The sequence below is a fragment of the [Clostridium] ultunense DSM 10521 genome (assembly GCF_000511955.1).
Taxonomy (GTDB): Bacteria; Bacillota; Clostridia; order Tissierellales; family Tepidimicrobiaceae; genus Schnuerera; species Schnuerera ultunensis.
Genome location: NZ_AZSU01000002.1, coordinates 186731 through 200039, shown reverse-complemented (window position 1 = coordinate 200039; position 13309 = coordinate 186731). Strand labels below are relative to the sequence as shown.

The 13309-nt window shown below is 32.3% G+C and carries 9 protein-coding genes; 5 read left to right on the top strand and 4 right to left on the bottom strand.

The genetic code is table 11. The annotated features are described in order from the left end of the window. Window positions 1-83: 83 nt before the first annotated feature. Window positions 84-1292 (bottom strand): ABC transporter substrate-binding protein, encoded by a 1209-nt coding sequence (locus CUL_RS0103845; RefSeq protein ID WP_025640541.1) that lies wholly within the window; start codon window positions 1290-1292, stop codon window positions 84-86. Between the two features lie 334 nt (window positions 1293-1626). Between CUL_RS0103845 and CUL_RS0103840 the strand changes: the two genes are divergently transcribed. Together CUL_RS0103840 and CUL_RS0103835 are read left to right on the top strand one after the other, a co-directional pair. Further along, on the top strand, window positions 1627-3405 hold the full coding sequence (locus CUL_RS0103840) for a sensor histidine kinase (RefSeq protein ID WP_025640540.1): 1779 nt from the start codon (window positions 1627-1629) through the stop codon (window positions 3403-3405). Next, a complete protein-coding gene (locus CUL_RS0103835; protein ID WP_025640539.1) occupies window positions 3386-4936 on the top strand; it encodes a response regulator transcription factor in 1551 nt (516 codons plus the stop codon). Before CUL_RS0103840 ends, CUL_RS0103835 begins: the two co-directional genes overlap by 20 nt. A 32-nt stretch (window positions 4937-4968) precedes the next feature. On the opposite strand, the gene ypeB is transcribed toward CUL_RS0103835, so the two are convergent. The 3 genes from ypeB to CUL_RS0103820 all read right to left on the bottom strand — a co-directional run bounded on the left by ypeB (window position 4969) and on the right by CUL_RS0103820 (window position 8386). Beyond that, a complete protein-coding gene (ypeB, locus tag CUL_RS0103830; protein ID WP_025640538.1) occupies window positions 4969-6339 on the bottom strand; it encodes a germination protein YpeB in 1371 nt (456 codons plus the stop codon). An 11-nt stretch (window positions 6340-6350) separates the two neighbouring features. Further along, window positions 6351-7067 carry a spore cortex-lytic enzyme gene (sleB, locus tag CUL_RS0103825; RefSeq protein WP_025640537.1) on the bottom strand — a complete coding sequence of 239 codons (717 nt, stop codon included), beginning with the start codon at window positions 7065-7067 and terminating at the stop codon, window positions 6351-6353. 128 nt (window positions 7068-7195) lie between these two features. Further along, window positions 7196-8386, bottom strand: coding sequence for a M20 family metallopeptidase (locus CUL_RS0103820; protein ID WP_025640536.1), 1191 nt, complete (start codon window positions 8384-8386; stop codon window positions 7196-7198). Window positions 8387-8532: 146 nt separating this feature from the next. Here CUL_RS0103820 and CUL_RS0103815 point away from each other — a divergent pair, with 146 nt between their 5' ends. The 3 genes from CUL_RS0103815 to CUL_RS0103805 all read left to right on the top strand — a co-directional run bounded on the left by CUL_RS0103815 (window position 8533) and on the right by CUL_RS0103805 (window position 13271). Further along, window positions 8533-9894 (top strand): sigma-54 interaction domain-containing protein, encoded by a 1362-nt coding sequence (locus CUL_RS0103815; protein ID WP_035142794.1) that lies wholly within the window; start codon window positions 8533-8535, stop codon window positions 9892-9894. 316 nt (window positions 9895-10210) lie between these two features. Further along, window positions 10211-11581 carry an alanine/glycine:cation symporter family protein gene (locus CUL_RS0103810; protein ID WP_025640534.1) on the top strand — a complete coding sequence of 457 codons (1371 nt, stop codon included), beginning with the start codon at window positions 10211-10213 and terminating at the stop codon, window positions 11579-11581. A 43-nt stretch (window positions 11582-11624) separates the two neighbouring features. Beyond that, entirely contained in the window at window positions 11625-13271 is a 1647-nt protein-coding gene (locus CUL_RS0103805; RefSeq protein ID WP_025640533.1) for a M20/M25/M40 family metallo-hydrolase, read from the top strand. Window positions 13272-13309: the final 38 nt, after the last annotated feature.

Below are 13309 nucleotides of genomic sequence, written 5' to 3'. Positions count from 1 at the left end.
AGTTATTCAAATCAAAGATTGTATTGCCTTATTTTAAGAAGATTAATCTAGGGAAATTCCCTGATTAATCTTCTCCTAAAAAACTATTTATCTTTATTATTGGCTCTCCACTCACTAAACAAAACATGTTTCCCATCTTGTATAATATAAGAACGTGCCGATTTTAACCCGTCTCCAGATTCATCTGAAAAATCATAGGAGCCAGCTACACCTTCAAATCCTTTAATATTAATAAATGCTTCCCTTATTGATTCAGGATCCTCAATATCCTTTGCATTTTTAAGGGCTTCAGCAATTAATTTGACTCCATCATAACCTCTATATACAACGTCTGATACTGGTAATCCACCATATTCTTCAACAAAGGCTTCTAACATAGTTTTCTCAACTGTGCTTGAAGCATCTTCTACTGAAGCTGGAATTATAGCACCTGTACCGAAGATTGTATCGTTTGCATCTTCTCCAGCAACTTGCAATAAATCCGGTACTCCTAAGCCTTCAGGTCCATAAATATAACCTTTATAGCCATTTCTTCTAAATTGTTTTATTGCTAATGCAGATTCATTAGTCATGCCATAGATTAATATTCCATCTGGTTTTGCATTTAATATTTTAGCAATTTGTCCAGTATAGTCTGTATCTGTTGATTGGTAAATTTCTTCTGCCACTACTTCTATATCCGGTTCCATATGTTCCTTAAAACTTTCAATGCCTGATTTACCATATTCTGAAGCTACACTTAGAATTCCAATAGTTTTTACACCCATTTCCTTCATAGCATCTACTGCCGCTGCATTTGGAAGGTTGCCATTTGCAACTCCTCTAAATAAGTATTTAAATCCTGCATTTGTATAAGCTGGACTTGTACCACTACCTACTTGGATAGTTTTTGATTCTTCTGTAATCTGTGTGGTAGCTAGGATATTAGGTGACGAGTTTGAACCTACCATTGCAACAACCTTATCCACATCAACTAACCTTGTAACTGCTTTCACTGCACCTTCTGGTGATGATTTATCATCATATACTATTAGCTTTAGTGGTCTTCCGTTAATACCACCTGCAGCATTTATTTCTTTAACTGCTAATTGACCACCCTTTTCTAACATTTCTCCTGCTAAAGCATTAGATCCTGTTATGGTTCCATAAAGACCGATTTTAATTTCATCTTTTGATTCTACTTTTGCTTCTATATTTTCTTCGCCTTTTTCTACAGGAGCATCTTGTTTACATGCTACTAAAGAAAAAACCATTACAATTACTAGTAAAAATAATACACTCTTTTTAAACATATATTTTCCTCCTTCACTTATTGGCTTTATCTCGGGAGTGAAACGTTTTCATTTGATAAAAACGAAAATCCTGAGATTAAGTAGATTATACAACAATAGTTGATTATACGACATTTACTTTGATTAGGTTTTTATATACTTTATTAATACTTTTTTGAATAGTTAAATTCAAGTTTGCAATTTTTTTAGTTTGTTGGTAAGATTTTTATATATGTTACATTGAAATTATAATTCATAAACATAGAATTAAAACCAGATATAACCTTTCTGTAAATTTTTTAGACGACTTTCTAAAACATATAGCCATTTTCTTAGAAAGGAGTAAGAATTTTAAATGATGTTTTATAAAAAACGTATTTCAATACGAAGAAGGCTGGTTTATATTTTTATATCAACTATAGTTATTCCTTTAATTATTTTTGGCTTCTTATTATTTAAAAGTCAAAATAAAATGATTGAAGAAAAAACTATAGATTCAGTTAATAGGGAGATTACCCAGATATCTGATTTGATGAGTAATGATTTTCTTAACGCAAAGTCTATTACCAACCTATTCTATTTAGATCAGGAACTTAATAATCTATTGAAATCTTATAATATCGGCAAAATAAAAGATCTAGAAGAATACAATATTGATAAGCTAATGAGCAGATATAATGCAGGTTTAAATAGAATAAATTTTCAAAGCATCGTTATTACAAACGATGGTAAAATATACGGCAATGCAATGTTTAAGGATGACAAAAAAAGATTGCATCTCGATTCGGCAATTTGGTACGAAAATTTAGAAAAAAATCCGTCTAATATATATTGGATTCAAGACGATACTCTTGACAGTTTATTTACTGCTCCAGGATATCCTTATGTTTATATTGTAAGAAAGCTTCATGATAGATCGTCTTGGAATCCAATAGGTACACTAGTTTTAGGGATTTCAGAAAATGAAATTAGAAAAATGTACTCAGGTTATGTTTCAGAAACCAGTAGTGTCTTTATAATTGATGAAGATAATAATATAATTTCTAGTGTAGATAATTTAAATCTTGCTATAGAACCAGCTATTACTAAAGACTATTTACATCAGCATTCAGGTAGCTTTAAACATAATATTGGTGGACAAAACTTGTTGGTAAACTACTATACTATAAATGCTACTCGCTGGAAAGTGTTTTCTTTTTCAGACTTAAATTTTTTGCTTTCTGCTTTTGATAGTATTAACAATAGATTTATCTCTTTAATTATTCTATATTTAATCGTGGCTATTCTTATCGCTTTAATATCTTTAAGAAAATTTACACAATCCATAAATCTCCTCTACCATAATATGGAGAAGGTTAAGGGTGGAGACTTAAATGTAAATGTTCCTGTAATTTCTAATGATGAAATCGGAGATTTATCACAACAATTCAATTTAATGATTAAGAATATCAAACAATTAATGAATACTCTTGTAAATGAACAAAAAGCAAAGAGGGAAGCTGAATTATTAGCTCTTCAAACCCAAATAAATCCTCACTTTTTATATAATACCTTTGCTTCTATCAGGTATTTAATCTATACTGAAAACAAAGAAGATGCAGACGCCATTATTCTATCTTTTATTAGACTGATGAAAAATATTCTTTCCGATACAAAAGAATTTATTACCATAGAAAAAGAGATTACTCTCCTGAAAGATTATATTTACATTCAAAAGTTAGCTCTTTCTAATGAAGTGGAGGTAAATATTAATATTGAAGAAAAAATTAAAGATACAAAAATGATAAAGTTACTACTACAACCTATTGTTGAAAATGCATTCCTACATGGTCTTAAGCCAAAAAAGGCCAAGGGACATCTTGTAATTAATGGTTATGAAGTGGATGGCATTATAATATTTGAAATAATAGATAATGGTGTAGGTTTTAATGTAGAAAATTTACACGACATCAAGGATAAAAATTCAACTCGAATAGGATTAAAAAATATAAACGATCGAATTATACTCACATATGGTAAAGAATATGGAGTAAATATAGATAGCAGTCCACAGAAGGGTACGACTGTTGTATTAAGATTCCCTAAACTCAATACTAAGGAGGAGTATAAAGCTTATGAATATATTAATAGTTGATGACGATTTACTTATAAGAAATTGGCTTTCATTGTTTCTTAATCAATTAAAAGAATATGAAATTAATTTATACGAAGCTTCCGATGGTGTTGAAGCCTTAGAAATATGCAATGCTAATCCCATTGATTTAGTTATTACAGATATTAAAATGCCTAGACTAAATGGTATAGAGTTAATTAATTTATTAAAGAAAGATTTTCCTAAGATAAGATATTGTGTTTTAAGCTCTTATGATGATTTTGATTATGTAAAAGTAGCATTAAAAGCAGGAGCTTTAGATTATATTTTAAAGGCAGAGATGAAAGTTGAAGACTTATCTCAATTGCTTGCAAAAACTGTTAACGATTTTAAATTTGAAAAAATAGTTAACAGAGGAGAAAGTGGCCAATTACAAAAAATTAATTCATATAAAAATTTGTTCAATGATTATATAGCAGGTAAAAACAACTTAACTCAACAAGAATTGTTGGAAAAACTGGATAAAGGACTACGGCTAAATAATCTATGTATTGTTGTTTTTAAAATAAAATCTAATAAAAATATCAATATAAGCAAAGTTTCAGATATTTGTATAAATACCTTTGTCGGAGAAAATATTAGTGCAATTTGTTTTCCTTTAGATTATAAACATTTCGTACTTATGTATAATTGCAGTTCTAATATTTTAGAAGATCAAAATGAAGAGTATGTCAAACTTATTTCAATCTTCAACAACAATTTAATCAAATATTTAAATACTTCTTTAGCTGAATCTATAAATATTATTTGTAAAGATTACGATAATTTGAAAGATAAATTTAATGAAGTTCTCAAAGTTATAGAATTTAAAAATTATTATGGTATTTCATTCAGTGAATCAAATACTAATTGCAATCAACAACCAAATAGAGCCAAACTAATTCGCTCTATTCAAAACTCCTTAGATTTTGCCTACTATGAAAAAGCAGTAAATACATTACTTCATTATTTAGATACTGCTCATAGTAATTACCTTCCTCCTTCAAAAATAAAGTCTAGTATTGTGGCTGCTATGAATCTTTTCTTAATGAGTGATATTGTTATAGAATATGATTCTAAAAAGCTATATGAAGAATTAGATAATATTATTAACACTTTATTAGGTTCAGTTACTAGGGAGGAAGTCAGATATACTACTAGACTTTTTTGTAATAGATATTTAAACTATGTAAATTCAATAGCATCAAAAATCTCTCCTTCAATCCAAGAGGCAGTAGATTTTATTAATGCCAACTATACAAATAAAATTACTCTTGAAGATGTTGCTAATCATGTTTATTTAAATAGTTCTTATTTATCCCAGCTATTTAAAAAAGAAATGGATATATCTTTTGGAGATTATCTTAAAGATTTAAGGATTAAAAAAGCAAAGATTTTAATCAAAGAAACTGATAAAACAATGAATGACATAGCAGAAGAATTAGGATTTTCAAGTCAAAACTATTTTACGAAAGTCTTTAAAAAATCTACAGGATTAAGTCCATCAGAATATAAAAATGCCATTAAAAGATAGAATATCCTTTTCCAAAGGAAAAGGATATTCTACTAGAACGTTAATGTACCATTTTCATTTTTAATTATCTGGAGTATCTGTTCTTCATTGCCAGTTAAGGCATTGATATAGACTATATAGTCTGCTCCTTTATAGCTTCCCTTAAATTCATAACATAATACTTCGTTCTTCCCTTTAGGGATTAGAGCTAGTCTAGAAGAATTTATGTCAAAATCGGTTCTCACTTCTTTTCTTGCTTCTTCTAAGGTTATCTTCGGTTCTTCAATTTTTCTATTATGGTGATTTAGATAGTAAGCTGAGGCATCGAAGCCTACTATTTCTCCATTGTCTAATGCTACCTTTACCTTTATTAAATCTGGATATATGGTTACATTTTGTTCCTTATAGACGAAATTGAATAATACGGTTCCATCATATCTTAAATAGTAATTGGGCTCCATGTTTTCAAAGCCTTTTTGTCTTAAATAATTCAAGGCTTTCTCTTGGGCATCCTTTATGGATAGGTTCCCTTTAGGTACTGGTCTTGGATTAGCCATCCATAATACATGACCACCTTTTTTAGAGACCCCCATATATACAGCTAATTCTTTTGAGGTATTTTTAGGATGTAGATTAAATGTATAAGAAGGTATTCTAATTTCTGATGAATCCTTTCCTTCCTCAAAGGATGTTACATCCTGAACCCTATTAGCCCCAAAGAATTCTACTGCTATCTTTTGTGCTTCATTTTTAGATACACTCCTATTTTCTAATCCTAAAGGTTTCCTATTTATCATCTGATCGGCAAAAGGTCCATCGTAGATTAATTCCGGCGTTTTAGCCATATTTTTCTCTATATTGGTCAAAGATGTTTGGAATACCTTCTCATTTCCCTCTTGAACTTTCTTGTTCTGGCGGGCATTAAGGGAACCAAATAAAAAGTTCCTATCTGACAATTCAGATTGAAGTTTGGCCAATTCTTCGTTAAAAGTAGCGGAATTTTGCTGAAGATTGGCTAATGAAGCCATTTGTTCATTGCTTATAGGTTTTCCTTGTAAATGGGTTTGAATTAAATAATAACTATAATCGGCAACCTGGTTTAAAAATTTCTCAGTTTTAGCCGTCTCTGCATGGGTTATGGGCATTTGCCCTAGTTTGTCTTGGGCAAAATAGGCTTCATTCATTATCTGAGAGAGCAATAATACATTTTGATCCCTAGATTTAGATAGCATAGCCTTAGATAGATTTACCTGAACATTTTCCACATGTTTCTTTACATCAAAAAATAACCTTTGGTAGTGATTTTCCAATGCTACTCCTAATTCATTTTTAGTCGTATATTCGTTATAACCCCAAACAAGGGCGATTATAAGGGCTAGGCCTAATATGCTTGGAGCTATCCACCATCTTCTATTTCTGTCCATTTTTTCACCTCCTATAGTCCAAACCAGTGTTTGCCAATTTTCAATGTTACCTTCCTAGACCAAATCCACCTACTGGTAGCTGTAGCTGGATTCCAATAATAGAGACAGCCATAGGTAGGATCCCAGCCATTTAAGGCATCCCTTGCTGCTTTAATTGAATCCTTGTCTGGAGTTAAGTTTATTTGGCCATCGGCTACTGCTGTAAATGCTAAAGGCTGATATACTACTCCTGCTACTGTATTGGGAAATTTAGGGCTTCTAACCCTATTTAATACTACTGCTCCTACTGCTACCTTCCCTATATAGGGTTCACCTCTAGCTTCTCCATGGATAGTTCTAGCTAACAGGTATTCATCTCCTCGTCTATTTATACCTTGTGCGGAAGCAGGTGCTGCGCCAGTTAATGTAATTCCTAAAGCTGCTGCTGTCTGAGGTCCTACTACCCCATCTACCCTAAGTCCATTTTTAGCTTGGAACCTCCGTACTGCCCTATAGGTGTCTGCTCCATATATGCCATCTACTCTTCCAATTAAATATTTCCATTTTACTAATTGCCATTGAACATTTTTTACATCTTGCCCTTGAGTCCCCCAATAGAGTATCCGGGGTGCAAAGAAGGCATTATATCTATTTGTTGCTTCTTGCAATACATTATTGGGTTCATAAAACATAAGTATCGATAGGAATACTAATACTAAAATCAAAGTGGTTATAGTAAATCTTTTCAAAGTTATTTACCTCCTTTCATATTTGCCAGGTTTCTATATTTTTTGTAATAATATAAAATTTATACAGTAAAATGAAAAAAGCTATCATTGGTTTCATTTACCAATAATAGCTTTTTGTTTTTTAAAAATTAAATTTTCAACAGTTTTACCAATAGACAATATATTACCTGAGCAGTCTTAACTAAGCTGTCAATTGAAACCCATTCATCGGGAGAGTGATGATTTTGTCCATAGGCCCCAAATATGAATGTGGGAGCCCCAGTCCTAGTTCCTAGATAATTAAAATCTCCCATACTGGAAAAATAGGCTATGGTTCCATAGGTACCAGTTACTTCCTTAATGGTTTCTTGAAGTAATTTTGTAAATTGGTTGTCCTCATCTACCGTATAGGGCCTAAAACCATCTATCCCTTCATGAGGCGCTTCCCTAAATTCTATTTTATATTCACTTTTAATATTAGCCCTTTTGGCTGCTTCATCCACTTCCTTGATTAAATAATCTTTATCTTCTCCCCTGACTACATGTCTAAACACTGTAAAACTAGATTTTTCCGCTACACTGCAAGCTGCTCCTCCACCTGAAGTTTCAATGACTACTAAAGAACCTTTACCTAGTTGAGGGTCCTCTCTTAATTCTAATTCATTTAATTGGCATATTAATTTAGCTCCATCCAAAATAGCATCTATTCCTAATTCTGGAGATGCAGCATGGCTAGCTTTACCATTAAGCTTTACGCTATAATTGTAACCACCTCTAGCACCTAAACAAAGGCATGGGAATTCAATGTCTGTAAATCCACTACTGGGTTCTGTTACTATTGAAAAGTCAATATCCTCCGTTATCCCATCTAAGATTATAGCATCCGTCCCTAGGCCATAGGGACCTTCTTCATCGGAGACTAAAGTGTAGACTATTTCGCCTTTAAAGTCCTTAACATTCCTTAAGAAAGCTTCTAAAGCAACCATTATTGCCGCTGAACCACCCTTCATGTCTAAAGCACCTAGTCCATATAATCTATCCCCTTCTATGGTTGCCTTAAAAGGATCCTTTGTCCAACCTTGGCTTAAAGTGACTGTATCCAAGTGGCCATTAAGTAATATTTTCAACCCTTCTTCTTTCCCCTTAATATTTCCTACTACATTTACTCCCTGAAATTTTGTAATCTTATCTTCACTATACCTGTGATAATCAACGGGTATATTATTATCCTTTAACCAGTTATACGCATATTCCATTATTTCTTCTTCTTTAAAATAGGGACTGTAAATTCCTATAAGTTCTGATGTTAGCTTAATAATCTTTTCTCGAAAATTTTCCAATCTAATCCCTCCTTCAAAATTTACTAAATTATATCATAAATATTGGAACTTTTTTGAATCTTTTTAATTTCTTTTATGTCTAAAATTGACAATGGTATCATTAAGATGATAGAATATCCTATAAATGTTAAGGAGTGGCAAACATAATGCTTAAAAAATCCCTTGAAAATCTACCTAAATTATTCAATTATGCTGATTTTTTTGTAGTTACCGATAAAGATGGATATATAGAGTTTTATAAGGTATATAGAAGTCTAGGAAGTAAAATAGTGGAAAATCCAGTAGGCCTTCATATATTGGAACTGCACCAACATTTAAATGAAGAAACTTCTACCATAATGAGAGTATTAAGAACCGGCGAGCCAATAATTAACGAAAAACAATATCTGAATATTTTTAAGGAAAGAACTGTAACTGTATTAACTACTACTTTACCTATAATGGCAGGAAATGAAGTAATAGGAGCTATTGATATCAATAGGTACTTTGATGTAGATTTAAGGAAAGTTGATGAACACGATATTAAAGACAATTTCAATTATAGTGATCTTTTCTTTACTATAGATGATATATTGACTAGTAATCCTGCTATGATAGAAGTAAAAAACAAAACATTAAAGGCTGCTAAAACTAATTCTCCTGTTATGATATATGGAGAAACAGGTACCGGAAAAGATTTAATAGCTCAGGCAATACATAATCATAGTTTTAGAAAGCATAATCCATTTATAGTCCAAAACTGTTCAGCTATACCCTTAACCTTAGGCGAGGGCATCTTTTTTGGAACAACTAGGGGAAGTTTTACAGGTGCAGAGAATAAAATGGGACTTTTTGAAATGGCAGATGGAGGTACTCTAGTATTAGACGAGTTAAATTCTATGGATATCAATCTCCAATCTAAATTATTAAGAGCTACGGAAAGTAGTGTTATTAGACGGATAGGTGGTGCTGGATTAATATATGTAGATGTAAGGCTAATTTCTATATTAAATGAAGACCCCTATTTCGTTATAAAGCAGAATAAAATGAGACGAGATTTATTCTATAGAATGGGAGTAGTATTAATCCATGTTCCCCCTTTAAGGGAAAGGAAGGAGGATATTCCTTTACTGGTCAATAGTTTTATAGAGGAATACAATTTAAAAATGGATAAAAATATAAAAGGGGTAAATAAACAGGTCATGGATTTGTTTATGGAATATAGTTGGCCAGGTAATGTTAGAGAATTGAAGCATGTTATTGAATCTGCATTTAATTTTGCAGAAGAGGAAATAATAGATGGTGATCAATTACCAGACCATATAAAATATCAGTCGAAAACGAAAGAAAGTGCTATTGATATAGATGACAAGTTCTGTTTAAATACAGCCCTTAAGGATTTTGAAATCAAATATATTAAATTAGCCCTTGAAAGTAGCGATACTTTAAATGAAGCAGCTAAGTTACTAAAAATATCTAGACAGACATTGAAGTACAAGATGGATACTTATGGAATTGAAATCGAATAGGATTTTATTAATATATGGAGGGATAGGCAAAAATTTTTTTGCCTATCTCTCTTTTATTATCGTAGAATAAGCAAATAATGGAACGAATAAATCTATTAGTTAAAAATTAAAAGAAATATTCATGTGATTATAACACGGATATAGGATTTAAAAAATATTTTTTCAAAATTTCCATATAGTTGGCACAATTGTTGCTATATTTTATATCTAAGGAATATTCTGATAATGATTTAAAAAATAATTGGGAGGTGATAATTAAATATATAGTTAGGATATTGGTTTTATTATCTAAACTAAAAATTTAAGGAGGGTTCTTATGGAGGGTTTTGTAAATGCTATTATTAATTTTTCCAACTGGCTTTGGGGAATACCCATGCTGGTTATCTTAGTCGGTGGAAGTCTTTTCTTAACTATCAAATTAGGTTTTTTTCAATTTAAATATTTTCCCTATGCTATGAGGGAAACTTTTGGGAAGATGTTTAAAAAACCTGAAGGAGAAGGTACCATATCTCCTTTCCAAGCGGCAACAGCAGCTTTAGCTTCAACTATTGGGGCTTCTAATATAGTGGGAGTACCCGTAGCTATTGCTTTTGGTGGTCCAGGGGCTGTGTTTTGGATGTGGATTGTAGCCTTAATAGCTAGTGCAGCTAAATTTTCAGAAATAGTGCTGGGCATTAGATATAGAGAAAAGAATGAAGAAGGCGAGTATGTAGGTGGCCCTATGTATTTCTTAAAAAATGGTATTAAGTCTGGTTTAGGAAAGGCCTTAAGTGTTATATTTTCATTTTTCTTAATGATTGAAATAATTCCTTCTATTGCAACCCAAGCTGCTTCTGCAGTGCAAACTGCCGGAACTATTAATATACCAAATTGGGTAACGGGTTCCCTTCTCGTTGTTTTAGTTGGCCTAGTAGTATTTGGTGGTATCAAAAGAATTGCAAGCTTTACCGAAAAATTAGTTCCATTTATGGCATTGCTATATATAATAGGTGGTATAATCATTATAATCGTAAATATTACAGAACTACCAAGGGCTATTGGTCTTATATTTAAACATGCCTTCACCCCAATTGCTGCTACAGGCGGAATTGCTGGTGCAGGAATAGCTCAGGCCATTAGATGGGGTACTGCTAGAGGGGTATATTCAAATGAAGCAGGTATGGGTACCGCTCCAATAGCCCACTCTTCAGCTGTTACTGATCATCCTGTCCGTCAAGCTATGTGGGGTATATTTGAAATAGTGGTAGATACTTTAATAGTATGTACTGTAACTGCGTTGATTGTATTGGTTTCTGGAGTATATGAATTAGTTCCTGCTGATCAGGCTGCAAGTATGCCAGCAGTGGCTTTTCAACAATTATTGGGTAATAATTTAGGAGGAGGTATTGTTACCGTTAGCATATTATTATTCGTATTATCCACTATTATAGTTATCGCCTATTATGGGAAAACACAAGCCGAGTTTTTATTCGGTGCTACATTTTCAAATATAATGGTCATCGTGTATTTAATTGCTATAGTTTTAGGGGTTTATGGCGGAATCGAATTTCTATATAATTTCTTAGATATTTTATTGGCTACTATAATAATTCCAAATATGATAGGATTGTTGTTGTTAAGTAATGAAGTTAAAGATTTGAAAAATGAATTCTTCAGTAATTCAAAATATTATAATCCTGCAAAATAATATGGACTTTACAAAATTTCTTATCATCTTAGGAGGTTAGAATATGAACAAAAATTGGAGTAAAAAAATTGAAGCCCTTACATTGGAATTGGCGGAAATTCCTAGTGTAGTAGGAACAAAAGAAGAAAATAATGTAGTAGAAAGGGTTTATGAGAAGTTTAAGGAGATGGAATATTTTAAAAAACATCCTGGAATGGTAAAGTATATTCCTGTGAAAAATGATCCCTTGGGAAGAAAGAGTGTCATGGCCATGGTGAAGGGTCAAAAAGGGAATAGTAAAAAAACTTTGGTGTTAATTGGCCATACGGATACAGTAGGAGTTTCAGATTATGGAGTTTTAAAGGATTATGCAACTAAGCCTTTAGAATTAACAGAAAAATTAAAAGAGGTATCTCTTCCTGAAGAGGCTTTAAAGGATTTAGAATCTGGTGAATATCTATTCGGTAGAGGAATATTCGATATGAAATGTGGGGTAGCCACTTTAATGACTATAGTGGAATCCATCTCAGATAATGTAGAAGATTTTGAAGGAAATATTGTATTTGCTGCTGTATGCGATGAAGAGGGTAATTCGGGTGGTATGCTTTCGGTAGTGCCTGAATTAATAAAACTTCAAGAAACAGAGGATTTTGAATATTTGGCAGTAATTGATATGGATTATAGTGCTCCTAGATATGACGGGGATAATACAAGGTATGTATATGTGGGAACTGTGGGAAAATTGATGCCTAGCTTCTATATAGTCGGATCTGAAGCTCATGGTGGAGATCCATTTAAAGGATTAGACCCTAACCATATATCCTCAGCTATAGTAGAAGAAATCGATTTTAACACTAAATACTGTGATGAGGCAGAAGGAGAAGTTACGGTTCCTCCTATATCCTTGAGACAGCAGGATCTGAAACCTGAGTATTCGGTACAAACTGCTAAAACTAGCTATCTATACTTTAATTCCGGTACCCATAGTAGTACTCCAGATCAAATGATGGAGAGGGTAATAGATGGGGCTACCCTGGCATTCCAGAAGGTAGTAGATAATTTAAATACAGAGTATAGAAAGTATTGTCAAGCTAATGGATTCCCTTATGAAAAATTACCTTGGGAACCAAGGGTTATGGCCTATGAAGAGCTGTATGAGAAGGTAAAGGAAGAAAAAGGCCAGGAAGTAGATAGGATGATGGATGAGTTAAGCAATAATCTATTAGAGGATCCTAATATAGATGAAAGGCTACTTGCTCTGAAAATGGTAGAAACCCTACACAATATGTGGTCTGACAAAAATCCAGTAGTAATAGTATATTTTTCACCACCTTATTATCCACATATCTATGTAAAAGGGGAATCTCCATTGGAGAAAAAGCTATTAAATGTAGTAACTGAAGTAATAGAAGGAATGGATTCCGATTATGATATTGAAATGAAAAAATTCTATCCTTATATCTCCGATTTAAGTTATGCTGCAGCACCTAGGGAGGAAAATGCAGTAGATTCATTGAAAAACAATATGCCTGGATTTGGAATTAAGTATAATCTACCTATTGAAGAGATGCAGAAATTAAATCTTCCTGTAGTGAATATAGGCCCCTTTGGAAAGGATGCTCATAAGTTTACAGAAAGGTTGGAGAAAGATTATTCTTTCAATATTGCACCGAAATTGATTTATGAAACTATAATTAATCTATTGAGGTAAGAATATAATATGATAAAAAATTGNCACACTACTATACG

Excerpts from the sequence above, each read along its gene's own strand:
- CUL_RS0103845 (WP_025640541.1), bottom strand. The coding sequence starts at position 1,292 with ATGTTTAAAAAGAGTGTATTATTTTTACTAGTAATTGTAATGGTTTTT.
- CUL_RS0103840 (WP_025640540.1), top strand. The coding sequence starts at position 1,627 with ATGATGTTTTATAAAAAACGTATTTCAATACGAAGAAGGCTGGTTTAT.
- CUL_RS0103835 (WP_025640539.1), top strand. The coding sequence starts at position 3,386 with ATGAATATATTAATAGTTGATGACGATTTACTTATAAGAAATTGGCTT.
- ypeB (WP_025640538.1), bottom strand. The coding sequence starts at position 6,339 with ATGGACAGAAATAGAAGATGGTGGATAGCTCCAAGCATATTAGGCCTA.
- CUL_RS0103815 (WP_035142794.1), top strand. The coding sequence starts at position 8,533 with ATGCTTAAAAAATCCCTTGAAAATCTACCTAAATTATTCAATTATGCT.
- CUL_RS0103810 (WP_025640534.1), top strand. The coding sequence starts at position 10,211 with ATGGAGGGTTTTGTAAATGCTATTATTAATTTTTCCAACTGGCTTTGG.
- CUL_RS0103805 (WP_025640533.1), top strand. The coding sequence starts at position 11,625 with ATGAACAAAAATTGGAGTAAAAAAATTGAAGCCCTTACATTGGAATTG.